The organism is Nocardia citri (assembly GCF_054065835.1).
This window is the reverse complement of the sequence record NZ_JBSUQM010000009.1, coordinates 81,888-104,130: the sequence shown is the minus strand read 5'-3', so window position 1 is coordinate 104,130 and position 22,243 is coordinate 81,888. Positions and strand designations below refer to the sequence as shown.

The 22,243-nt window shown below is 64.8% G+C and carries 22 protein-coding genes and 4 tRNA genes; 8 read left to right on the top strand and 18 right to left on the bottom strand.

The features are described from left to right. Positions 1 to 15 precede the first annotated feature (15 nt). From ACW2Q0_RS15950 to ACW2Q0_RS15880, 15 genes are all read right to left on the bottom strand, one after another. Positions 16 to 747, bottom strand: coding sequence for an MlaE family ABC transporter permease (locus ACW2Q0_RS15950; RefSeq protein WP_457190892.1), 732 nt, complete (start codon positions 745 to 747; stop codon positions 16 to 18). 74 nt (positions 748 to 821) lie between these two features. Continuing rightward, positions 822 to 1,898, bottom strand: a complete 1,077-nt coding sequence (locus ACW2Q0_RS15945; RefSeq protein WP_457190755.1) for an ABC transporter ATP-binding protein — start codon at positions 1,896 to 1,898, stop codon at positions 822 to 824. 238 nt (positions 1,899 to 2,136) lie between these two features. Beyond that, a complete protein-coding gene (gene rplL, locus ACW2Q0_RS15940) occupies positions 2,137 to 2,517 on the bottom strand; it encodes a 50S ribosomal protein L7/L12 (RefSeq protein ID WP_040696004.1) in 381 nt (126 codons plus the stop codon). Between the two features lie 161 nt (positions 2,518 to 2,678). Further along, positions 2,679 to 3,215, bottom strand: coding sequence for a 50S ribosomal protein L10 (rplJ, locus tag ACW2Q0_RS15935; protein ID WP_457190752.1), 537 nt, complete (start codon positions 3,213 to 3,215; stop codon positions 2,679 to 2,681). 440 nt (positions 3,216 to 3,655) lie between these two features. Beyond that, entirely contained in the window at positions 3,656 to 4,189 is a 534-nt protein-coding gene (locus ACW2Q0_RS15930; RefSeq protein ID WP_457190750.1) for an NADPH-dependent FMN reductase, read from the bottom strand. A gap of 104 nt (positions 4,190 to 4,293) precedes the next feature. Continuing rightward, entirely contained in the window at positions 4,294 to 5,007 is a 714-nt protein-coding gene (rplA, locus tag ACW2Q0_RS15925) for a 50S ribosomal protein L1 (RefSeq protein WP_457190748.1), read from the bottom strand. Positions 5,008 to 5,085: 78 nt separating this feature from the next. Continuing rightward, a complete protein-coding gene (gene rplK, locus ACW2Q0_RS15920) occupies positions 5,086 to 5,520 on the bottom strand; it encodes a 50S ribosomal protein L11 (protein ID WP_040696015.1) in 435 nt (144 codons plus the stop codon). 107 nt (positions 5,521 to 5,627) lie between these two features. Further along, on the bottom strand, positions 5,628 to 6,404 hold the full coding sequence (gene nusG / locus ACW2Q0_RS15915; RefSeq protein ID WP_457190890.1) for a transcription termination/antitermination protein NusG: 777 nt from the start codon (positions 6,402 to 6,404) through the stop codon (positions 5,628 to 5,630). A gap of 107 nt (positions 6,405 to 6,511) precedes the next feature. Then, positions 6,512 to 6,895, bottom strand: a complete 384-nt coding sequence (gene secE / locus ACW2Q0_RS15910) for a preprotein translocase subunit SecE (protein WP_457190745.1) — start codon at positions 6,893 to 6,895, stop codon at positions 6,512 to 6,514. Between the two features lie 29 nt (positions 6,896 to 6,924). Beyond that, positions 6,925 to 6,997 (bottom strand) — tRNA-Trp (locus ACW2Q0_RS15905). Between the two features lie 232 nt (positions 6,998 to 7,229). Then, entirely contained in the window at positions 7,230 to 8,297 is a 1,068-nt protein-coding gene (locus ACW2Q0_RS15900; RefSeq protein WP_457190888.1) for a fused (3R)-hydroxyacyl-ACP dehydratase subunits HadA/HadB, read from the bottom strand. A gap of 262 nt (positions 8,298 to 8,559) precedes the next feature. Then, positions 8,560 to 8,730 (bottom strand): 50S ribosomal protein L33, encoded by a 171-nt coding sequence (rpmG, locus tag ACW2Q0_RS15895; RefSeq protein WP_011211653.1) that lies wholly within the window; start codon positions 8,728 to 8,730, stop codon positions 8,560 to 8,562. A gap of 43 nt (positions 8,731 to 8,773) precedes the next feature. Further along, positions 8,774 to 8,849, bottom strand: a tRNA-Met gene (locus ACW2Q0_RS15890). 90 nt (positions 8,850 to 8,939) lie between these two features. Beyond that, a tRNA-Thr gene (locus tag ACW2Q0_RS15885) sits at positions 8,940 to 9,012 on the bottom strand. Positions 9,013 to 9,153: 141 nt separating this feature from the next. Next, positions 9,154 to 9,645 carry a YajQ family cyclic di-GMP-binding protein gene (locus ACW2Q0_RS15880; protein WP_457190743.1) on the bottom strand — a complete coding sequence of 164 codons (492 nt, stop codon included), beginning with the start codon at positions 9,643 to 9,645 and terminating at the stop codon, positions 9,154 to 9,156. Between the two features lie 206 nt (positions 9,646 to 9,851). Between ACW2Q0_RS15880 and ACW2Q0_RS15875 the strand changes: the two genes are divergently transcribed. Continuing rightward, positions 9,852 to 9,934 (top strand) — tRNA-Tyr (locus tag ACW2Q0_RS15875). 252 nt (positions 9,935 to 10,186) lie between these two features. Here the strand turns inward: ACW2Q0_RS15875 and htpX are convergent. Both htpX and ACW2Q0_RS15865 read right to left on the bottom strand, forming a co-directional pair. Further along, on the bottom strand, positions 10,187 to 11,062 hold the full coding sequence (htpX, locus tag ACW2Q0_RS15870) for a zinc metalloprotease HtpX (protein WP_457190741.1): 876 nt from the start codon (positions 11,060 to 11,062) through the stop codon (positions 10,187 to 10,189). Positions 11,063 to 11,283: 221 nt separating this feature from the next. Then, entirely contained in the window at positions 11,284 to 12,306 is a 1,023-nt protein-coding gene (locus tag ACW2Q0_RS15865; RefSeq protein ID WP_457190739.1) for a polyprenyl synthetase family protein, read from the bottom strand. 193 nt (positions 12,307 to 12,499) lie between these two features. Between ACW2Q0_RS15865 and ACW2Q0_RS15860 the strand changes: the two genes are divergently transcribed. From ACW2Q0_RS15860 to ACW2Q0_RS15850, 3 genes are all read left to right on the top strand, one after another. Beyond that, entirely contained in the window at positions 12,500 to 13,780 is a 1,281-nt protein-coding gene (locus ACW2Q0_RS15860) for a geranylgeranyl reductase family protein (protein ID WP_457190737.1), read from the top strand. A 1-nt stretch (position 13,781) separates the two neighbouring features. Continuing rightward, positions 13,782 to 14,195 (top strand): helix-turn-helix transcriptional regulator, encoded by a 414-nt coding sequence (locus tag ACW2Q0_RS15855; RefSeq protein ID WP_457190735.1) that lies wholly within the window; start codon positions 13,782 to 13,784, stop codon positions 14,193 to 14,195. A 78-nt stretch (positions 14,196 to 14,273) separates the two neighbouring features. Next, a complete protein-coding gene (locus ACW2Q0_RS15850) occupies positions 14,274 to 14,711 on the top strand; it encodes a VOC family protein (RefSeq protein WP_457190733.1) in 438 nt (145 codons plus the stop codon). A gap of 48 nt (positions 14,712 to 14,759) precedes the next feature. On the opposite strand, the gene ACW2Q0_RS15845 is transcribed toward ACW2Q0_RS15850, so the two are convergent. After that, positions 14,760 to 15,266 carry a DUF2505 domain-containing protein gene (locus tag ACW2Q0_RS15845; protein ID WP_457190731.1) on the bottom strand — a complete coding sequence of 169 codons (507 nt, stop codon included), beginning with the start codon at positions 15,264 to 15,266 and terminating at the stop codon, positions 14,760 to 14,762. A 40-nt stretch (positions 15,267 to 15,306) separates the two neighbouring features. Between ACW2Q0_RS15845 and ACW2Q0_RS15840 the strand changes: the two genes are divergently transcribed. The 4 genes from ACW2Q0_RS15840 to ACW2Q0_RS15825 all read left to right on the top strand — a co-directional run bounded on the left by ACW2Q0_RS15840 (position 15,307) and on the right by ACW2Q0_RS15825 (position 22,236). After that, a complete protein-coding gene (locus ACW2Q0_RS15840; RefSeq protein ID WP_457190729.1) occupies positions 15,307 to 15,789 on the top strand; it encodes a DUF3592 domain-containing protein in 483 nt (160 codons plus the stop codon). 89 nt (positions 15,790 to 15,878) lie between these two features. After that, positions 15,879 to 17,021, top strand: coding sequence for a glycosyltransferase family 4 protein (locus ACW2Q0_RS15835; protein ID WP_457190886.1), 1,143 nt, complete (start codon positions 15,879 to 15,881; stop codon positions 17,019 to 17,021). 165 nt (positions 17,022 to 17,186) lie between these two features. Beyond that, entirely contained in the window at positions 17,187 to 17,900 is a 714-nt protein-coding gene (locus ACW2Q0_RS15830) for a demethylmenaquinone methyltransferase (protein WP_457190727.1), read from the top strand. A 139-nt stretch (positions 17,901 to 18,039) separates the two neighbouring features. Continuing rightward, on the top strand, positions 18,040 to 22,236 hold the full coding sequence (locus ACW2Q0_RS15825) for a molybdopterin-dependent oxidoreductase (RefSeq protein WP_457190725.1): 4,197 nt from the start codon (positions 18,040 to 18,042) through the stop codon (positions 22,234 to 22,236). Positions 22,237 to 22,243 lie beyond the last annotated feature (7 nt).

Here is a 22,243-nt window from a genome sequence, read left to right as displayed (position 1 = left end):
GGAGGTGGCCACGGGTCAGGCGCCCTTGGCGGGGACGACCTGCAAATACACCAGAGTCAGGATCAAGTTCACGAAGAACAGAACCATGAAGGTGATAACCACGGATTGGTTCACCGCGTCTCCGACTCCTTTCGGGCCCCCTTTGGGATGCAACCCCTTGTACGCGGCGATTACGCCTGCGAGCAGACCGAATATCAAGGCCTTGATCTCGCCGATCCACAAGTCCGGCAGCTGGGCCAGTGCGGAGAATGAAGCGAGGTAGGCGCCCGGCGTACCGCCCTGCAGCCCGACATTGAAGAAATAGCCGCCCGCGATGCCGACCACCGACACCAGACCGTTGAGCAGCAGCGCGACCAGCATCATGCCGAGCACGCGCGGTACCACCAGCTTCTGCACCGGATCGACGCCGAGCACTTCGAGTGCGTCGATCTCCTCACGGATGGTGCGCGAGCCGAGGTCGGCGGCGACCGCCGACCCAGCCGCGCCGGCGATGATCAGCGCGGTGACAACCGGGGCAGCTTGCTGGACGGTAGCCAGCACGCTGGTTGCGCCGGTAAAGGATTCGGCGCCCAGCTGTTTGATCAGGGAGCCGGTCTGCAGCGCGACAACCGCACCGAAAGGGATGGCGACCAAGGCGCTGGGCAAGATCGAGACACTCGCGATGAACCACGACTGCTCGATGAATTCGCGCAACTGGAAAGGCCGTTTGAATGTCTTGCGCATAACGTCGATGAGTAGCGCAAACATGTTGCCGGCCTGGCCGAACCCCGACTCCACTGGAGTCCGCAATCGCGCCAGGGTGGAATTCACGATCGCAGATGTTACCCGTTAGTTGTGTTGTGGCGCACGGTTGTATCGAGCGACCCGCCTTGGTATCCACCGATATCGCCGTTCTGGTACGCCATCACCTGCGTATTGTCGTTCTCCTCGAGTGACTCGCGAATAGCCACCTGGGCCGCGTGCGGCAGGGTGTGCATGATCTCGCGGACGCGTTCCTTGCGCCGAAGCACGGCCTGGCGCACCGGCATACCCGGAGTGGCCCGCATCTGCGGGATGATGCCCTCGACCTCCTCCGCGCCGCCGTGATGGTGCCCGGCGTCGACGAGAGCCTGCTCGCGGGCCATCTGCGCCTCGTCCTTCTCCTCCGACATACCGATCGGGCCGATCATGCGACCGTTGAGGAACTGCTTGACCACCGGCTCCTCCGAAGTCAGCAACACCTCACGCGGGCCGAACATCACCAGACTGCGCCGGAACAGCATTCCGATATTGTCGGGCACGGTACGAGCCAGGTTGATGTTGTGGGTCACGATCAGAATCGTCGCGTCGATCTGGGCGTTGATATCGATCAGCAACTGCGACAGATACGAAGTACGCACCGGATCCAGACCCGAGTCCGGCTCGTCGACCAGGATGATCTGCGGATCCAGCACCAGCGCACGCGCCAGACCGGCACGCTTGCGCATACCACCGGAGATCTCGCCGGGCAGCTTGCCCTCCGCACCCAGCAGACCGGTCAGCTCGAGCTTCTCCATCACGATCTTCTTGATGTCGGACTCGGACTTCTTGGTGTGCTCACGCAACGGGAACGCCACATTGTCGAACAAGTTCATCGACCCGAACAGCGCACCGTCCTGGAAAAGCACACCGAACAACTTGCGGATTTCGTAGAGCTCCTTATTGGAGCAGGTGGTGATATCGGTGCCGTCGACGAAGATCGAACCACGCTCCGGACGCAGCAGACCGATCAACGACTTCAGAAAGACGGATTTACCGGTACCCGAGGGGCCGAGTAGCGCGCTGACCTCACCCGAGGGCAGGGTCAGCGAGACGTCCTGCCAAATTCGCTGTGCACCGAAGGACTTGGTAACACCTTCGGTCCTGACCTCGACGCCCACGCGTACCTCCACAAATTCTCAGCGAGCCACCCACCGGCGTACCGCGCTGTTCGGTATCACGGTGTGTCGCGTCACAGTGGGTTCGGTCACTGTATCCCATGCGCATGACCAGCACACCCTTACCTGACCGAAGAGTAACCCCGAAACCCTCGCGATATTCGCAGACCGTCGAACGCATCATGACAAAGCAAACGGGCGGCCCCAATGGGGACCGCCCGTTCGGCGAGTTACTCGCGAATTACTTGACGGAGACCTTGGCGCCGGCCTCTTCCAGCTTCGCCTTGGCAGCCTCGGCGGCATCCTTGGCGACCTTCTCCAGGATCGGCTTCGGGGCGCTCTCGACGAGGTCCTTGGCTTCCTTCAGGCCCAGGCCCGAGACGATCTCACGGACCACCTTGATGACCTGGATCTTCTTGTCGCCGGCACCCTCGAGGATGACGTCGAACTCGTCCTGCTCCTCGGCGGCTTCGGCCGGAGCAGCGGCGCCACCGACGGCGGCCACGGCGACCGGAGCAGCCGCGGTGACCTCGAACTTCTCCTCGAACTTCTTGACGAAGTCCGACAGCTCGAGCAGGGTCATGTTGCCGAAGGTCTCGAGCAGTTCGTCAACGTTGGCCATTGTTGTTTCCTTTCGGTAGTTGGTTGTCTATGTGGGCGAGCCGCACGCGGATCCACCCTCGGTGTTGAATTTGCGGCGTTCGCCGGGCCCGCGTGGGCGCGCACGCCTTGCAGAGAGTCCATCGACGGCGCCTGCGGGCCCGTCGCGACCGCCGCAGGGTGTTACTCGGCGGCGGCTCCGCCTTCGGCCTGCTTCTTCTCCTGCAGGGCGGCGGCCAGGCGGGCCACCTGCGAAGCAGGAGCGTTGAACAGACCGGCGGCCTTCGCCAGGTTGCCCTTCATCGCGCCGGCCAGCTTGGCCAGCAGCACCTCGCGGGACTCCAGGTCGGCGATCTTCTCGACCTCGGCAACGGACAGCGCGGCGCCGTCCATATACCCGCCCTTGATGATGAGCGCCTTGTTCTCCTTGGCGAAGGTCTTGATGGCCTTCGCCGCGTCGACCGGCTCGCCCTTGATGAAGGCGATGGCGGTCGGTCCGACGAACAAGTCGTCCAGGCCAACGACGCCCGCTTCCGCGGCCGCCCGCTTGACCAGGGTGTTCTTGGCGATGGAGTAGGTAGCGCCTTCGCCGAGCGCGCGACGCAGATCGGTGAGCTTACCGACCGACAGACCACGGTATTCCGTGATGACGGTGGCCGACGAGCTCTTGAACTGCTCCGTGATCTCCTCGACCGCGGTGACCTTCTCGGGTTTTGCCATACTTCGCCTCCTCTCTGGATGTCGGTTTCGTATTCGAACTGCCGAGTACCAGGGGCCGGTGATAAAGCAAACGCCCCGAACGCAGAGCGTTCCGGGGCGCAATAGGTGATCGACCCAGGCATAGCCCGGATCGGATCCCAGCCACGGTCCTCCCTGCGTGGGCCGCCGGCTCGATGCCGGACCTTCGACCACGCCCGAATGGGCGCAGCGACCAACGGTCTTCGGTAGAACGGATTTGGGTAGTCATCGAACTCGTCGATTACTTCCGTCCAGGGTAGCCGAACCCACCCCTATCTGCCAAAACGGGTTCGAACGGGATGCTTCCGCGACCGAATTGTTGTGGCGCGGACGACATTTCATATCAGAATGCGTCGAACGTCGCCGCAGGGTTCCTATTTCGGGCCAGCGGAAGTTCGATTGAATCCCGGCAGCGAGTCGGATCACACGCTCACAGCTCGGCGGACCAGGAGATCGAGGGCTGCCAGTGCCCCGGTGCGGAATCCAGGGGTTGCGACCAGGCCGTTCGCGGCGACGGCAGCGCGCGCCACCGGCAGGTGAGCGCAGCCTGCCGGGTCGACGATCGCGCCGACATAGCCCAGCACCGTCGTCAGCGTCGCGGACGCACCCTCGCCACGCCCGTGGGCGGCGACATTGAGGAAGGCGGTCGGCTTTTCGTACAGGTCGGCAGTGCCGACGGTCCAATCGAGCAGATTCTTGAAGCTCCCGGGAAGCGTGCCCGCGTACTCCGGGGTGCAGAGCAGGACCGCGTCGGCGCGCGACATGCATTCACGCAGTGCGACAACCGAAGGATGTCCGGTCCCATCGTCATCCGGGCTGAAGGCGGGAAGTTCGGACAGCCTGTCGTACCAGAAGGTTTCGACCCCCTCCGGCGCGATCGCGGCAACGGTGCGCAGTGCGGCGGTATTCGTCGAAGCACTGCGCGTACTTCCGGAGATGAGCAGAACGGCGGTCATCTCGGTGGCAACGATGGCCGCGCGCGAATTAGTCCGGCGACCATTCGAAAAACGCAAAGGGCGGGAACGCGATTCACGCTCCCGCCCTGGTGCCGACGTGCTACTTACGCATCCTCGTCCAGGAGGTTGCGGGTGCGGTTCGGGTCCACCGGGATGCCCGGTCCGGTGTTCGTCGAGACCGTCACCTTCTTGACGTAGCGACCCTTGGCGGTCGACGGCTTGACACGCAGGATCTCGTCCAGCGCGGCGCCGTAGTTCTCCACCAGTTTGGCATCGTCGAAAGACGCCTTGCCGATGACGAAGTGCAGGTTGGCCTGCTTGTCGACCCGGAAGTTGATCTTGCCGCCCTTGATGTCGTTGACGGCCTTGGTCACATCGTTGGTGACCGTGCCCGTCTTCGGGTTCGGCATCAGGCCGCGCGGGCCCAGGACACGCGCGATCCGGCCGACCTTGGCCATCTGGTCCGGGGTGGCGATCGCGGCGTCGAAGTCCAGCCAGCCGCCCTGGATCCGCTCGATCAGATCCTCGGCGCCGACGGCGTCCGCACCGGCGGCCTCGGCCTCGGCGGCCTTCTCACCGGCCGCGAACACGATGACGCGGGCGGTCTTACCGGTGCCGTGCGGCAGGTTGACCGTGCCGCGGACCATCTGGTCGGCCTTGCGGGGATCCACACCGAGACGAACGGCGACCTCGACGGTCGCGTCGGTCTTGGTGGTTGCGGTCTCCTTCGCCAGACGCGCGGCGGCCAGCGGGGAGTAGAGCTGAGTGCGATCGACCTTCTCGGCCGCGGCGAGATACGCCTTGCTTCGCTTTGCCATGATTGTCTGTCCTTAATGTGGTTCAGAAGTGGTTATCGGGTCTGGCCGACCCTCCCACCGGGATTGCGAGTGCGGAACTCAGGCCTCGACGGTGATACCCATCGAACGAGCGGTGCCCGCGATGATCTTGGCCGCCTGGTCGATGTCCTTGGCGTTCAGATCTTCCTGCTTGGTCTTGGCGATCTCCCGGACCTGGTCCATGGTGACCTTCGCGACCTTGGTCTTGTGCGGCTCGGCCGAACCCTTCTGCACACCGGCGGCCTTGAGCAGCAGCTTGGCGGCGGGCGGGGTCTTCAGCTTGAAGTCGAAGGTCCGGTCCTCGTACACCGAGATCTCGACCGGAATGACGTTGCCACGCTGCGACTCGGTCGCGGCGTTGTACGCCTTGCAGAACTCCATGATGTTGACGCCGTGCTGACCGAGCGCGGGGCCGACCGGAGGGGCCGGGTTCGCCTGGCCGGCCTGGATCTGCAGCTTGATGATCCCGGCGAGCTTCTTCTTCTTGGGGGGCATCTTTCTTTCCTAGGGTTTGGTGTCCTTGCTCTTTGCAAGCCTGGTGAATCAACCCGTGCGCCGGGCCGATTCATCCCGCGATCCCGGCCGAAGCCGAAATCGCGAAACTAGATCTTCGCGACCTGGGTGAACGCCAGCTCGACCGGAGTCTCGCGACCGAAGATCGACACGAGCACCTTGAGCTTCTGCTGCTCGGCATTGACCTCGGAAATGCTGGCGGGCAGCGTCGCGAACGGGCCGTCCATCACCGTGACCGACTCGCCGACCTCGAAGTCGACCTCGATGATCGGCTTGGGCGCGATATCGGTGGCGGCCGTAGCCGCGGCGGCGGCCTCGGCCGCCGGCTTCTTCTGCTGCTGCGCGGCCGGGACGAGGAACTTCACCACATCGTCGAGGGAAAGCGGCGAGGGCCGCGAGGTAGCGCCGACGAAACCTGTGACACCGGGGGTGTTGCGCACCGCGCCCCACGATTCGTCGTTGAGTTCCATCCGGACCAGGATGTAGCCGGGCAGCACCTTGCGGTTGACATGCTTGCGCTGGCCGTTCTTGATCTCGGTGACCTCTTCGGTCGGCACCTCGACCTGGAAGATGTATTCCTCGAGGTCCAGGTTCTGCACGCGGGTCTCGAGGTTGGCCTTCACCTTGTTCTCGTAACCGGCGTACGAGTGGATCACATACCAATCACCGGGGGCACGCCGCAGCGCTGCCTTCATCTCGGCGACTGGATCGGCGGGTTCGGCATCGACAGGAGCGGCCTCGACAATTTCGGCGTCAGCGGCGTCGGATTCGTCGACCACTTCCTCGACGGCCGCGGACTCCTCGGCGGCCTGCACCGCGTCGTCGACCGGGAACTCGTCGGTTGTGTCGTTCTCCGGGGTGCTCACTGGGGCACTCGCTTCCTGTGTCGTCACGTACATCCTTTGCGTACCGGGCCGGGCGCGCTGTGTAACGCGCCGGCTCGGGGTCGGCTACCGGCGTCGGCGGCGATCAGCTAGCCGAACAGCCAGTTGACACCCTTGATGAACGCCAGATCCAACCCGCTGATGAACGCGACCATGAAGATCACGAACACCAGAACAACGCTCGTATAGGTGACCATCTGCTTCCGGTTGGGCCAGATCACCTTGCGCAGTTCTGCGACCACTTCGCGCAGGAACTTGATCAAACGCTTGAGCGGGTTACCCGCCTTGCGTCCGGCCCGATCGGTCTTCTTGGCTGCCTTGCCCGACGTGGGCCGATCGATGGTGGCGACCGAGCCCGAATCGGCATTGCGACTGCGCCGCACGGACCGCTTACCGCTCGGCCGAGCCACCGCGGCGGTGTCGTCGTCCTCGGCCGCGTGCGCGCCGTGGCGAGTATCCCGCTCGTCGACCACGTCGATCCTTTCGTCGCTGGCATCCAGGGCAGGGGCGACAGGACTTGAACCTGCAACCTGCGGTTTTGGAGACCGCTGCTCTGCCAATTGAGCTACGCCCCTTCGGTTGGACGATCCAGCTGTCCAACCACTGTTCGGTATTCAGTTGTCGGTCTAACTATCTGGTGTCACACGACACGCGCGCCACTCCGGCAGTTGCCGGCCCCGTCGGCGAATCCTCGCGGACTCACCTGGAACCAGCCCTTGCAGAGCAGCGCGCAGCGGCTGGTGACCCCAGAAACCTGAGTGTACGTTACCGCCTGCGGCATATGCCAATCAGGGCCAATCGACCAGGTCAGGCCAGTTGCACTGTCGCGGTGGCGCGTCCGAAGATCTTCTTGCCCGCGGACTTCGCCACGATAGCGACGACCGCGGTCTTGGTCTCCGGATCCACCGACTTCACCTTACCCGTGTACTCGACCTCGGCAGGCTCCTCGGAGCCAACGTAGACCGGGCTGGTGAAGCGGACGTTGTACTCCTTGACCGCGCCGGGATCACCGAGCCAGGAGGTGACGAAACCGCCGCCTAGGCCCATGGTGAGCATGCCGTGCGCGACCACATTGTCAAGACCGACCAGCTTGACGACCTCGTCGCTCCAGTGGATCGGATTCGCGTCACCGGAGACACCGGCGTAGTTCACCAGATCGCCGCGGGTAAGCCGGACGGTGCGCGACGGCAGCTCGTCCCCGACGGCGACGTCCTCGAAGTTGATCGCGTGCTTGCTCGGCGCGATCGCGGGCACCGCGGGCGCGGACACCGCGAGCACATCGGTGCCGGCCGCAGTGCGCGGATGGTGGCTGGGGGCGTCCTCGCCGATGCCGTGCATGAGCACATTGCGGACCGCGCCCTGCAGGTTCGGATCGATATCGCCGCCGCTGCGTCCGATCAGCGTGGTGTAGGTGGTGAGCACCAGCTCGTCGTTCTGCGCGGTGACGATGTTCTTGGTGACGATGATGTCGCCGCCGAAGGCCTGCCGGAACGAGTGCAGGTAGACATCGCAGACCAACTGGTCGCCGACCTTGATGGGCCGGTGGAATTCCAGAATCTGATCGGTCTGCATGATCTGGCTCAGGTCGTAGCCCGTGACGATCTGCTCGAAGAGTTTGCGCTGGGCCAGAATTCCGACCAGGGAGATGAAGGTGAGCGGGGCGAGCAGGCCGGCGTAGCCGTACTCCTGCGCGGCGTCTTCATCCCAGTGCACCGGGTGATAATCCTGAACGGCGCGGGCGTACTCACGCACCTTCTCGCGGCCGACCTCGTAGTAGTCGTCGACGCGGTAGTGGTGGCCGACCATCGCCGCGGCATGCGCCGCCGGGTCGAGTTCTTCGTCCGTCGCGACCGCTTCGTCTGTACCGGTGTTGATTGTCACGGGAGGACTGTACCTATCTGACCCCGTGCCCCGGAGTCGACGGAGCGGTCACAACTACACCTCGCTGGCGCTCGGCTCCGTCGTACCCGCTTGGCGGCTGTGTCGATCGGTTACTCGCTGCACCCGCAACCCCACCGCACTCGAGTCGTGAAACACGTCAGGGCCGGACATATGTCCGGCCCTCGCAAGTGTCACGACCCAAGAATCCGGGACGAACCCGGAAGCCAATCAACGCGGCAGCGGCCCGCGTGGTGGACTAGCGGGATTCGCGGTGCGCCCGGTGGGTTCCACAGTTCGGGCAGAACTTCTTCAGCTCCAGCCGATCCGGGTCATTGCGCCGGTTCTTCTTGGTGATGTAGTTGCGGTGCTTGCACTGCTCGCAGGCCAAGGTGATCTTTGGCCGGACATCGGTGGACTTCGCGGCCACGATATTCCTTCTTTCGGGTCAACCAGATGGTCTGATCGGTCTTTGGTAGCGATGGCCGGACTTGAACCGGCGACACAACGATTATGAGTCGTTTGCTCTACCGACTGAGCTACACCGCCACGGGGTCGCATTGCTTGGTGATGCCGCGCCCGGCCCCACAGAGTGGAGGTTGTAGCGATGCCGAGTCGGTCACCACCGGCAATCCGGCGAGCCCCCTAACGGAATCGAACCGTTGACCTTTTCCTTACCATGGAAACGCTCTGCCGACTGAGCTAAGGGGGCATGACTAGCTCCGCACCGTGACCTACGTTCAGGACTCCGGCGCGGCGAAGTCTTGAACGAGGTTACACACTCACCGGTCGCACCTCCAAACCGGGTGGTCAGAGCGGTTTTTGCGGCCACATGCAGCGGCCGCGGCAACGTCTACCGGTAATTGACGAACTGCAGCGCGATGCCGAAGTCCTCACCCTTCAGCAATGCGATCACCGCCTGCAAATCATCGCGCTTCTTACTGGAGACGCGAAGTTCATCGCCCTGGATCTGGGCCTTCACCCCCTTGGGGCCCTCGTCGCGGATTTTCTTGGAAATTTTCTTCGCATGCTCGGCGTCGATGCCCTGCACCAGTGTGCCGGTGATTTTGTAGGTCTTGCCGGAGGCCGCAGGCTCACCGGCATCGAGCGCCTTGAGCGAGATATCGCGGCGAATCAGCTTTTCCTTGAACACCTCGAGCGCCGCCTTGACCCGCTCCTCGGCCTCGGCACTGAGCACGATCTTGTCCTCACCGGACCATTCGATACTCGCGCCGGTGCCACGGAAGTCATAGCGGGTGTTCAGCTCCTTCTCCGCCTGATGCAGCGCGTTGTCGACCTCCTGACGGTCGACCTTGCTGACAACATCGAAAGACGAATCGGCCACACTTCGCTCCTGTCCTGGCGGTCCAACGGGTCTGGGACAGACCCTTTCGAGCGACCTGCACGCAGTCGCTACGGGCCGGCTGTTCCGGTCACCGTCAGTTCTACCCCGGAGCGCGACGGTAGTCCTGTCGCATGGCCGATGGCCAGCCGGTTTGCATTATGGGTACGGGTTCGTTGTAAGCTGCACTGCGCGCCGAGAAGCGCGACGGCAGGTTGCCCGAGCGGCCAATGGGAGCAGACTGTAAATCTGTCGGTGAAAGCCTACGTAGGTTCGAATCCTACACCTGCCACCGGAGCCCCCGTCGATCATCATGATCGACGGGGGTTTTCATTTCTCCGGGCGTTTGTCGCTGACGAAGGGCGGCCAGGTCGGTCGCATTCAGGCTCGCAACTAGTTCGTCCTCTTCGTAGCTGACATGGTTTTCCAATTCAGTTGCGAGAAGCCGTTGCATACCGAATAGAGACGGATGTTCACGCAGAGGCTATGAGCCTACGAACGGGAATTCGCGGCCGAACACGATTGAGCGACTCGCGATCACCGATCAGTATCCGCGTGGCCCGCCCGCCATTTCCTCGAGGCGGGCGATGCGATCGGCCATCGGCGGGTGGGTGGAGAACAGGCGCGCCGCGCGCTCACCGGCCCGGAACGGGTTGGCGATCATCAGGTGCGACTGGGCCGTCAGCTGCGGCTCAGGGGGCAGCGGGGCGGCCTGTACGCCGCGCTCCAGCTTGCGCAGCGCCGAGGCCAAGGCGAGCGGGTCACCGGTCAGCTCGGCGCCGGACTGGTCGGCTTGATATTCGCGGGAGCGGGAAACGGCCAATTTGACCAGGGTCGCGGCGATCGGGCCGAGCAGCGTCACCAGGATCACGCCGAGGATATTGGGACCGTCGCCATTGCGGTTGCCGCCGAAGATCGAGGCGAAGAAGGCCAGGTTGGCCACGCCGGAGATGACCGCGGCCAATGCGCCCGCGATCGACGAGATCAGAATGTCGCGGTTGTAGACGTGCGACAGCTCATGGCCGAGTACGGCACGCAGTTCGAGCTCGTCCAGGATCTGCAGAATGCCGCTGGTGCAACAGACCGCGGCATGGCGTGGATTGCGCCCCGTCGCGAACGCATTGGGGGCGTTTGTCGGGCTGATATACAGCTGTGGCATCGGCTGCCGCGCCGTGGTCGCGAGCTCGCGCACGATGCGGTAGATGACCGGAGCCTCCAGCTCGCTGACCGGCTGCGCGTGCATGGCCCTGAGCGCGATCTTGTCGCTGTAGAAATACGCGTAGGCATTCATGCCGACGGCCAGCAGGATCGCCAGGAAGAGAATCATCGGACTGCGGAACATCGCCCCGGCGAACACGATCAAGGCCGAGAGGCCGACCATGAGCCCGAACGTCTTCAGCCCATTCGAATACCCGTGCATGTCCGCCTCTCCGCGTATTCAGGCCATACAAGTCAGTGCCGCGAGACTTGGCCACGGGTCCTGCGTCGAGTGCCTGGTGGGTTCTGGGCGTACCCGGCGAGTTACCCATGTACTCACGACATCGGTCGTTGCGTGTGCCACGATCTCACCGATTGGATTACACCAGGTCAACGCCAAGGGCCGAGCAAAGGTTCCTGATCGAGATGTGAACTCCGTGCCACCTAGCCGACGCGTTCGATCGTGTAGCGGACCAGGCGTGCCAGGGCGTCGTTGGCCGGGCCCGAGGGCAGCGCGGACAGTTCGGCGTGCGCGATATCGGCGTAGCCCTGCAGCTTCTCCTTGGCCAGCACCATGCCGCGCGAGCGGGCGAGCAGCGACAGCGCCTCCTCGACCTCGTCATCGGTCTGCAGCGGGTGGGCCAGCAGTTTGCGCAGTCGGTCGCCCTCGGCGCCCTCATCGCGCAGCGCGTACAGCACCGGCAGGGTGTGCACGCCCTCGCGCAGGTCGGTGCCCGGCGTTTTACCGGACTGTTCGGCCGCCGAGGAGATGTCGATGATGTCGTCGGAGATCTGGAAGGCGGTGCCGACCACATCACCGAGCCGGGCCAGCCGCTCGACGTGTTCGGCGTCGGCGCCGGAGAAGGTGCCACCGAAACGTCCGGCGGCGGCGATCAGCGAACCGGTCTTCTCCCAGACCACGCGCAGGTAATGCTCGACCGGATCCTGGGATTCGCGCGCGCCCATGGTTTCCCGCATCTGACCGGTGACCAGTTCGGCGAAGGTCTCGGCGATGATCCGCACCGCGTCGGGCCCCAGGGTCGAAGTAAGTCTCGACGCGTGCGCGAACAGATAGTCGCCGGCGAGGATGGCAATATTGTTGCCCCAGCGCGAATTCACGCTCGGGGCGCCGCGGCGCATGGGAGCCTCGTCCATGACGTCGTCGTGGTAGAGGGTCGCCAGGTGCACCAGCTCGACCACCGTGCCCGCCGTGATCAGCGCCGGATCGGTCGGACGCGGCCCGAGCTGGCCGGTGAGGATGGTGAACAGCGGGCGGAATCGTTTACCCCCGGCCTTGGCCAGATGCAGCGCCGCCTCCTGTAGGAAGAGCTCGCCGTCGGACAGCTCATCGATCAGGAGTTTTTCGACATCGATGAGGCCATTGCGCACGGTCTGCGCGAGCTCGGTGTCACCGAGATCGACTCCGGCCACCACCGTGCTTTCCTCACTCACAGCCGATGTGCTCATCTCTTCTCCCAGCGATGCGTCCGACCCCACGGTAGAGAACCTAGCGTGTCCCCGTCGCGCGGCCCATGAACACCGTCACTATGCGGTGTATCAGACACTGTCGCATATTGTTTTCCGCGTCATCGATCGCATGGTCTGCGACGCGGGCAGGCTCGATCGACACGAACGGAATGCTCCTGCGAGTATTGAGCGCATGGGTTCACCGGATGTCACCCCCGCGGGCGGGGACGGGGAGACGCAGCGCGCGATTCCCACACAGACCGAAGTGCTCGTGGTCGGTGCCGGGCCGGCCGGATCGGCCACCGCCGCCTGGGCCGCGCGCGCCGGTCGCGATGTCTTGCTCATCGATTCCGCCGTCTTCCCACGTGACAAGACCTGCGGCGATGGACTCACCCCGCGCGCCACAGCCGAATTGGAGCACCTCGGGCTCGGCGATTGGCTGCGCGCGCACACCGTGAACCACGGCCTGCGGATGACGGGTTTCGGTCGCGAGGCGCTACTGCCGTGGCCGGGCGGTTCCTTCCCAACGTATGGGAGTGCAGTTCCCCGAACCGAACTCGACGACAAGCTGCGTGAGACAGCCGTGAAGTCCGGGGCGCGGATGCTGGATGGCACAAAAGTGATCGATGTCATGCGCGCGGATGATCGCGCGACGGGTGTGATGGTGCGTACGGCGGACGGCACCCAATCGATCGGATGCACGACGCTTGTCGTCGCCGACGGTGTCCGCTCCCCGATCGGCAAACTGCTCGGCCGCACCTGGCATCGGCGCTACGCCTACGGCACCGCGGCCCGCGCCTACATCAAATCCGCGCGCAGCGACGATCAGTGGATCACCTCGCATATGGAGCTGCGCAATGCCGACGGTGAGTTGGTGCCCGGCTACGGCTGGGTATTCCCGCTGGGCAATGGCGAGGTGAATATCGGCGTCGGCTCGCTGGCCACCGAAAAGCGACCCTCGCATATCGCGCTGAAACCGCTGCTGGAGCATTACACCTCGATGCGACGCGAGGAATGGCAGTTCGAGGGTTCGCTGCGGGCGGTCGCCTCCGCGCTGCTACCGATGGGCGGGTCGGTGTCGAATATCGCTGGACGCAATTGGGTGCTGATCGGCGATGCCGCGGGCTGTGTGAATCCGCTCAATGGCGAAGGCATCGATTACGGACTGGAGGGCGGGCGCATGCTCGCCGAACTGCTGGATGAACCGGATCTCACGACCGTATGGCCGGAGCTCTTGCGGGCCCGCTACGGCCCGACGTTCTCGGTGGCGCGGCGGATCGCCGGACTGGCGACGCACCCGCGGATGGTGCCGATCGGCGGGCCACCGGTGATGCGGTCCAAGTATCTGCAGCGCACTGCGATTCGGGTAATGGGCAATCTGGTCACCGACGAGGATCTGGATCTGACGGCCAGGGCGTGGCGGGCCGCGGGCCGGGCGTCCTACCGCCTCGACGAACTCGCACCGTTCACCTGAGATGGCCGGGTTACCCGCGCTCTACCTGCTTCCGCATCTGCGGCGGGCGCGGGACCTCGCGGACCGAAACTATGCCGAGCCGTTGAATCTGGACGAATTGGCCGCTGCCGCAGGGGTTTCGAAATATCACTTTCTGCGCGCGTTCGCGGCCGTCTACGGGGTGACCCCCGCGGCGTATCTGGCCCAGCGGCGGATCGAGCGGGCACAGGATTATCTGCGGGCCACCAACCTCACCGTGACCGAGGTCTGCATGCTGGTCGGGTACAGCAGTCTCGGGTCGTTCAGCAGTAAGTTCCGGCAGTTGGTCGGGGTGACGCCATCGGCGTATCAGGCCGAATTCGCGGATGGGGCACCGCGAATTCCGGGCTGTTATGTGTTCATGCACGGGCTCTCGGATCGCAAGCCGCGCGGTTGAGCCGCTCGGCTCAGCGGTTCGCCCAGCTCAGCAATTTCGGAGAAGCGTCCCGGTCAACGCGTTTCCTAGCCTTTGTGCATGACTATTACGAATGTCTCGCTGGTCACCGTGTACGTCACCGACCAGGACGCGGCCAAGCAGTGGTACACCGAGAAGCTCGGGTTCGTCGAGACCGCCGACCTGACGATGGGCGACAACGGATTCCGCTGGGTCAGCATCGCACATCCCGATCATCCGGAACTCGAGATCACCCTGATGATTCCGGGACCGCCGCTCGATGAGAATCTCGCCGACGCCATCCGCCGGTCCCTGGCCAACGGCACCCATGGCGCACTCGGTCTGAAGACCGACGACTGCCAGAAGACCTTCGAGGAATTGACCGCCAAAGGCGTGGAATTCATTCAGCCGCCCGCCGAACGCCCGTATGGCACCGAGGCGATCATCCAGGACAACTCCGGCAACTGGCTGGTGCTGGTGGAGCCGAAGGAATTCGACCCGGCGGATTTCGCCGGATAGCCGACGAACCCGATACGCCCCGGCTTTCGCCGGGGCGTTGGGGACGAGTCAGGCGCTCGCCTGTGCGGCGACCCACCGCTCGATATGTTTGCGCTCACTCTCGAGCACCCGATGGTGCAGTTGTTCGGCGAGCGGTTCGATGGCGCCGCCGACCAGCGGAACCTTGACCTTCACAGTGCCGACGACCTCGATCTCGGCCCCCTCGACGGTCGAACGCAGTTCATAGGTGCCCGACATTTCGCTGCTGATGCCGCCGGTGGTGCCCTCGAAGGTGCCCTTGGCGATTTCGCCGTCCAATGCCTGCCAATTGTCGGTGCGCGAGAGCACCAATTCGCTCTTGAGTACCTTGCTCACGATGCCGGGAACCTTGTCATGGCTGGCCTTTTCGGTCATGTGAATGCGGATGGTATCCGCGCCCTGCGGATGCGAAAGATCTAGTGTGGCCGTCTCCGCACCGGCGAACCGGGACAACCAGACCTCTTCGTTGGTGAGTGCCCGGTGAAGATCTTCGACCGGGACGGTGTAGGGCACGGTGAAGCTGAATTTTCGGGACATGGGGGCACACGGTATCGGAGGCGGCAAGTAGCCTGATGTCGTGTCGGAAACCAGCCAGTCTGAAAGGCGTTCGAACCGCCTGCGGCGGGCCAGGATCGGGGTACTGACCGCGGCCGTCTTCCTGAGCGCCCTTGTCGTGCTGCTGGTGCTCGCCGCCTGGCGCAACGACTATCTGATCAGCTCCGACAAGGGTGTGACCTCCGCCGAGGTGCTCTCGGCCGGGCGGCTGCGTTCGGCGGTCATTTATGTCACACCGGACGGGAAGACCCACAATCCGAAGGTCGGGGTGTTGTATCCGACCAACCTCACCGCGGGTGAGCGGATCAATGTGGAGTACAGCCGCAAGGATCCGGATCTGGTCCGGGTAGCCGGGCGTGATGTGCGGGTCGCGATTCAGCCCGCATTGTCGGTGATTCTGGTGGTGTGGGTGGTCGCGCTGCCCACGGTGTGGCTGCTGCTGCGGGCCCAGCGCCGCAACCGGGGACCGCTGGAGGGACCCCGTGCGGTGGCCGGCGCCACCTGAGTCGAGCAGCCCCGATAGTTCGCCGGATCTTTGCGTTTCGGTCATTTCGACGTGACGGCGTGGCGCGTTGCGCAGGTCAACCTGGGATGGTGCGCGTAGCCATCGTTTCGGAGTCGTTCCTGCCGAATATGAACGGCGTCGTCAATTCCGTCCTCCGGGTGCTGGACCACCTCGACCAGCACGGGCACGAGGCGCTGGTGATCGCGCCGGACACCCCGCACGGGCTGCCCGCCGCCCCCCGGGTCTACAAGCGGTTCCCGGTGCATCTGGTGCCAGCGGTGATGGTGCCGAAGGTCAGCTCACTGCCGGTGGGTCTGCCGCAACCCGGAATCACCGCCGCGATCGACGAATTCGACGCCGATGTGGTCCATCTGGCCTCACCCTTCCTGCTCGGCGCGGGGGGTCTCGGTGCGGCTATGCGGTTGGATCTGCCGACAGTCGCGATCTATCAGACCGATGTGGCCGGATTCGCGAAAAGTTACGGGCTGGGACTGGCCGGTCGGGCGGCCTGGGCCTGGACGCGACGGATTCATGAGGGCGCGACACGGACCCTGGCACCGTCACGCGCGGCCGCCGAGGATCTGGCACGGCACGGTATTCCGCGGGTGCACCGCTGGGGTCGCGGTGTCGATATCGCCCGGTTCACGCCGTCGGCGAAGCGGCCGGAGCTGCGGGCCTCCTGGTCGCGCGATCAGGACAAGCTGCTGGTGGGATTTGTCGGGCGACTGGCCCCGGAGAAGCATGTGGAGCGGCTCGCGGTGCTGGCGAGCGATCCGACGATCCAACTGGTGATCGTCGGAGAAGGGCCGGAGCGGGCCCGGTTGGCGCGAATGATGCCGACCGCGATCTTCACGGGTGAACTCGGCGGCGACGAACTGGCGCAGGCGTACTCGAGTCTGGATGTGATGGTGCACGCGGGTGAGCACGAGACGTTCTGTCAAGGCGTGCAGGAGGCGTTGGCCGCCGGAATTCCGGTGATCGGGCCGGATGCGGGCGGGCCGCGCGATCTGATCGCGCACTGCCGCAACGGCTACCTCCTTCCGGTGGATCGCTTCACCGAGCTGCTCCCCAGTGCGGTTGCGGCGCTTCGGGACCCGGTTCTGCGGACGCGATTCGCCGCGGCCGCCCGCAAGTCCGTGCTGCACCGGACCTGGCCCGCCATCTGCACCGAATTGATGGGCCACTACGCCGACGTCACGGGGATTCGGACGCAGTTGCCGCACACCGCGTGAGCTGCTTACGCATGTGAGTTTCGTGACCTCCGAATCCCGATTCCGGCCAGGTGAAGGGTGTGACCACGGAAAAAGCAGGCGGGTCCGAACGCGGCGCCGAAAGTCTGGCCCGGCCCGGCGCGGGGGTTTCGCCCGGCCTATGTCAGGCGCGGTAGGTTCGGAGGCGTGGCGAAAACAGAGCAGCGGGAACCAGTTCGGGCTTCGCTGGACAAGCAGCCGCACGAGGTCGCGTCGATGTTCGACGAGGTCGCGAAGCGGTACGACCTGACCAATACCGTCATCTCCTTGGGACAGGACCGATATTGGCGCTGGGCGGTGCGCAAGGCCGTGGCGCCGCGGCCGGGTGAGCGGGTGCTCGACCTCGCCGCGGGCACCGGCATTTCGACGCTGGACCTGGCGAAATCGGGTGCCTGGTGCCTGGCAGCCGACTTCTCCCAGGGCATGCTCGCCGCGGGCAAATCCCGCGATGTGCCGAAGGTGGCCGCCGATGCGACCGCACTGCCCTTCGCCGACGATTCGTTCGACGCGGTCACCATCTCCTACGGCCTGCGCAATATTTCCGAGACCGATGCCGCCCTGCGCGAGATGTTGCGGGTCACCAAGCCGGGCGGGCGGATGGTGATCTGCGAATTCTCCACGCCGACCGTGCCCGTCTTCAGCACCATCTATCTGGAGTACCTGATGAAGGCGCTGCCGAGGGTCGCGGTGGCGGTGAGCAGTAATCCCGATGCCTACGTCTACCTCGCCGAATCCATCCGGGCCTGGCCGAATCAGCGACAGTTGGCGCTGCGGATCGCCGATGCGGGCTGGTCGTCGGTGAAATGGCGCAATCTGACCGGCGGCATCGTCGCACTGCATCGCGCCTATAAATTGGGCTGAGCCGCCGAATTGGGCTGAGCACCCGGTCGCGGCATATCTTCGTGGCGCACGCCACACCTCACGGAGGGGATTCGCTGACGTGAGGTTAATTGTCATCTACCGATAACGCTGAGTAAATCAGCCGCAATCGGCGATGCGCATGATCGGTGACATGACCGATGCTGGCTCTGATCGCACGCGCACCGCGAGCACGGCGTGCTCGTACTGCGGCGTCGGCTGCGGCATCGTCGTCGAGACCCGCGCGGGTGCGGACGGCGCGCCGGTCATCGCCAAGGTGCGTGGTGACAAACTGCATCCGACGAATGCGGGCCGCCTGTGCACCAAGGGCGCGACTCACCAGGAATTGATGGCGACGCCGGGGCGGATGGAGACCGCGTACCGGCGACCCGAGCGCGGTCAGGTGCCGGTGGCCGTGCCCGTCGACGAGGCGGTGCACGAGGTGGCCACCCGGCTGCGGGCGATCCTGGACGAACACGGACCGGACGCGATCGCGCTGTACGTCTCCGGGCAGATGTCGCTGGAGGCACAGTACCTGGCGACCAAGCTGGCCAAGGGGTATCTGCGGACCAAGCACATCGAGGCCAATTCCCGGCTGTGCATGGCCAGCGCGGGGACCGGCTACAAGCAGTCGCTCGGCGCTGACGGACCGCCCGGCTCCTACGACGACTTCGAACACGCCGATCTGTTCTTCGTGATCGGCGCGAATATGGCCGACTGCCATCCGATCCTCTATCTGCGCATGCTCGACCGGGTCAAGGCGGGGGCGAAGCTGATCGTGGTGGATCCGCGGCGCACCGATACCGCCGCGCGGGCCGATCTGTTCCTGCAGATCGCGTCAGGCACCGATCTCGCCCTGCTGAACGGGCTATTGCACCTGCTCGTCGAAAACGGCGCCATCGACGCGGACTTCATCGCCGAACACACCGAGGGCTGGGCGGCAATGCCCGAATTCCTCGCCGACTACCCGCCGGATAAGGTCGCCGCGATCACCGGGCTGGCCGCGGACGATATCCGCACGGCCGCGCGCTGGATCGGCGAAGCCGGCGAATGGATGTCGCTGTGGACCATGGGACTCAACCAGTCCACCCACGGCACCTGGAACACCAATACACTCTGCAACCTGCACCTCGCCACCGGAGCAATCTGTCGTCCGGGCAGCGGACCGTTCTCCCTGACCGGTCAGCCGAATGCCATGGGCGGACGCGAAATGGGTTATATGGGGCCGGGTCTGCCGGGACAGCGCAGCCTGCTCTCCCCTGCCGACCGCAGCTTCGTGGAGACCGCATGGGGTCTCGAGCCGGGCACGCTGCGCACCGGGGCCGGACCGGGCACCATCGAGATGTTCCGCGAGTTGTCCGAGGGGCGGATCAAGGCGGCCTGGATCATCTGCACCAATCCCGTTGCGTCCGTAGCCAATCGGAAGACGGTCATCGGGGGGCTGGAGGCGGCCGAGCTGGTCATCGTGCAGGACACCTACACGGATACGGCCACCAACTCCTACGCCGACATACTGCTGCCCGCCACGCTGTGGGCCGAGGCCGATGCGGTGATGGTGAATTCGGAGCGCAATGTCACGCTGCTGCAGCGCTCGGTGGATCCGATCGGCGATGCCCGCCCGGACTGGCTGCTCATCGCACAGGTCGCCACCGCGATGGGCTTCGCGGGTTTCGAATACCGCTCCAGCGCGGAGGTTTTCGACGAGATCAAGCGGTTCGCCAATCCGGTCACCGGATACGACCTGCGTGGGATGAATTATGCGCGGCTGCGCGAAGGGCCGATGCAGTGGCCGTGCGCCACGCCGGACCGTGCGCGCAATCCGATCCGATACCGCAATGACGGTGTCAGCCAGGAACTTTTCGTCGACGATGCCGGGCACCAACCTCGGCTGGCCTTCGCGACATCGAGCCGTCGCGCGGTGTTCTGGCCGCGCCCGCATCTGGCGCCGGAGGAAATGCCCGCCGACGACTATCCGTTCCTGCTCAATACCGGTCGGCTGCAGCATCAGTGGCACACCATGACCAAGACCGGCAAGATCGACAAACTGACCAAGTTGACCGGACAGCCGTTCGTCGAGGTGCATCCCGAGGATGCCGAACGGCTCGGGGTCACGGCGGGAGACGAGCTCGAAATCGCTTCGCGGCGTGGTCGAGCGGTGCTGCCGGTGCAGATCAGCGACCGGGTGCGACCCGGCGATTGTTTCGCACCCTTCCACTGGAATGACGAGCAGGGCGAATATCTGACGATCAATGCCGTCACCAACGACGCGGTGGATCCGGACTCGCTGCAGCCCGAATTCAAGGCGTGCGCGGTATCGCTGCGGCGGGTCGCGGTAATGCCGGAAGCGTCCGCGGCCGATAGCCCTTCGACGGAAACCGCCGTGCATAACGGCTCGCGGACCGCGCATCCGCTTTCGGTCATGCTCGGGCTCGACGCGGGCACCACTCCGACGCTCAGTGAGGCCGAACGGATCTATCTCGCCGGATATCTCTCGGCGCTGCAATCCATTCCGGTGACGGGGCAACCGGTGCTACCCGAATCCGCGCCCCTGGCCAGCAACAGCCGGTTGTGGATCGATGGACTGTTGGCCGGCATGTATTCGCGCAGCGCGGCATCAACATCCGCGCCCGCCGCCGATATTCCCGACGAACCACCCGCCCGTCCCATCACAGTGCTGTGGGCCTCACAGACCGGCACCGCCGAAGAGTTCGCTGCGACGACGGCCGCGCGGCTGGCCGAATCCGGCTTCGCGCCGCGGCTGATCGTCATGGATTCGTGCGAACTCCACGAACTCACCGGCGATGTACTGGTGATCAGCAGCACCTTCGGCGACGGTGGTCCGCCGGATAACGGCACGGACTTCTGGGAACGGCTGGACGACAGCGCGATCCGGCTGACCGGCATGCGGTACGCGATATTCGCGCTCGGCGACTCCTCCTATGACGACTTCTGCGGCCACGGTCGCAAACTGGACGCGAAACTGAGCGAGCGCGGGGCTACCCGGCTGCTCGCGCGTGTCGACAGCGAACCCGATTACGAGGAAGCCGCGGCACGCTGGTTCGACGAGGTGCTCGCCACACTCGACGGCGGTGCGAGTGCTTCCGATCCCGGCGGAACTCGCAAGCCCGAGCGGTCCGCCGACGCCACGATGGTGCTGACAGGTACCGCTGCGGCTGTCGGAACCCAGATCGCCGGACCCGCGACATTCACCCGCAACGCACCGGTGACCGCAGCACTGGTGCGCAATGAACCGCTGTCACATGCCCGATCGCCGAAGGAAGTGCGCCAGTTCGGGTTCGACCTGCGCGGGCTGAAAGCGAGCTACGAGGTCGGCGATTCGCTCGGGGTTTGGCCGACGAACGCCGATTCGATGGTGGCCGAATGGCTCGCGGCGACCGAGGTGGACGGCCGTCGGATCATCGAGCTGGACGACCAGGAATTGCCGCTGGCCCAGGCGCTGCGGACCCACTACGACATCACGAAGGTCGGCCACGATCTGCTCACCTTCCTAGCCGAACGCAATCCCGACAAGCGACTGGCGAAACTGCTGCGCCGCGATAATCGCAATGAACTCGACAACTACCTGTGGGACCGGCAGGCCGTCGATGTGCTCCGCGATTTCCCGGTGCGCGCCGATCTCGTCGAATGGCTGGGCACGCTGAAAAAACTGCAGCCGCGCCAGTATTCGATTTCGTCGAGTCCGCTGGTCAGCCCGGACGAGGTGCAGCTGACCGTCGGTGTCGTCCGGTACGGCGATCCGGCCGCGACCGGATCGGCCGCGCGGCGCGGCGGGGTGTGCTCGACCTTCCTTGCCGACCGCGCCGACGCCACCGAATCCGCGGTACCGATCTTTCTGCAGCGCGCACCGCATTTCCGGCCGCCGCTCGACCCCACCGCTCCGATGATCATGGTCGGCCCCGGCACCGGTATCGCACCGTTCCGCGGCTTTCTGCAGGAGCGTCGTGCCCTCGGCTGTAGCGGCCGCAACTGGCTGTTCTTCGGCGATCAGCACGCCACCCAGAACTTTTACTACCGAGCGGAATTGGAGGACATGTTCCGCTGCGGCTTCCTCACCCGCCTCGATCTGGCCTTCTCCCGCGACCAGCGCGAGCGGATCTACGTGCAGCACCGGATGATCGAGCACGGTGCCGAGCTATGGTCCTGGCTGCGCGACGGTGCGCACTTCTATGTATGCGGCGATGCCGCGCGCATGGCCAAGGATGTCGATGACACGCTGCTGGCCATTGCCAGGATCCACGGCAAGCTCGACGAGGACGGGGCGCTGGCGTTCCGGAAGCAACTGGTCGCCGAGAAGCGCTACGTTCGCGACGTGTACTGAGGGGCGA

What these genes read in the sequence shown, in the direction of transcription:
- ACW2Q0_RS15950 (WP_457190892.1), bottom strand. Translation starts at nt 747, where the DNA reads ATGTTTGCGCTACTCATCGACGTTATGCGCAAGACATTCAAACGGCCT.
- rplL (WP_040696004.1), bottom strand. Translation starts at nt 2,517, where the DNA reads ATGGCCAACGTTGACGAACTGCTCGAGACCTTCGGCAACATGACCCTG.
- rplJ (WP_457190752.1), bottom strand. Translation starts at nt 3,215, where the DNA reads ATGGCAAAACCCGAGAAGGTCACCGCGGTCGAGGAGATCACGGAGCAG.
- ACW2Q0_RS15930 (WP_457190750.1), bottom strand. Translation starts at nt 4,189, where the DNA reads ATGACCGCCGTTCTGCTCATCTCCGGAAGTACGCGCAGTGCTTCGACG.
- rplA (WP_457190748.1), bottom strand. Translation starts at nt 5,007, where the DNA reads ATGGCAAAGCGAAGCAAGGCGTATCTCGCCGCGGCCGAGAAGGTCGAT.
- rplK (WP_040696015.1), bottom strand. Translation starts at nt 5,520, where the DNA reads ATGCCCCCCAAGAAGAAGAAGCTCGCCGGGATCATCAAGCTGCAGATC.
- htpX (WP_457190741.1), bottom strand. Translation starts at nt 11,062, where the DNA reads ATGCACGGGTATTCGAATGGGCTGAAGACGTTCGGGCTCATGGTCGGC.
- ACW2Q0_RS15865 (WP_457190739.1), bottom strand. Translation starts at nt 12,306, where the DNA reads ATGAGCACATCGGCTGTGAGTGAGGAAAGCACGGTGGTGGCCGGAGTC.
- ACW2Q0_RS15860 (WP_457190737.1), top strand. Translation starts at nt 12,500, where the DNA reads ATGGGTTCACCGGATGTCACCCCCGCGGGCGGGGACGGGGAGACGCAG.
- ACW2Q0_RS15855 (WP_457190735.1), top strand. Translation starts at nt 13,782, where the DNA reads ATGGCCGGGTTACCCGCGCTCTACCTGCTTCCGCATCTGCGGCGGGCG.
- ACW2Q0_RS15850 (WP_457190733.1), top strand. Translation starts at nt 14,274, where the DNA reads ATGACTATTACGAATGTCTCGCTGGTCACCGTGTACGTCACCGACCAG.
- ACW2Q0_RS15845 (WP_457190731.1), bottom strand. Translation starts at nt 15,266, where the DNA reads ATGTCCCGAAAATTCAGCTTCACCGTGCCCTACACCGTCCCGGTCGAA.
- ACW2Q0_RS15825 (WP_457190725.1), top strand. Translation starts at nt 18,040, where the DNA reads ATGATCGGTGACATGACCGATGCTGGCTCTGATCGCACGCGCACCGCG.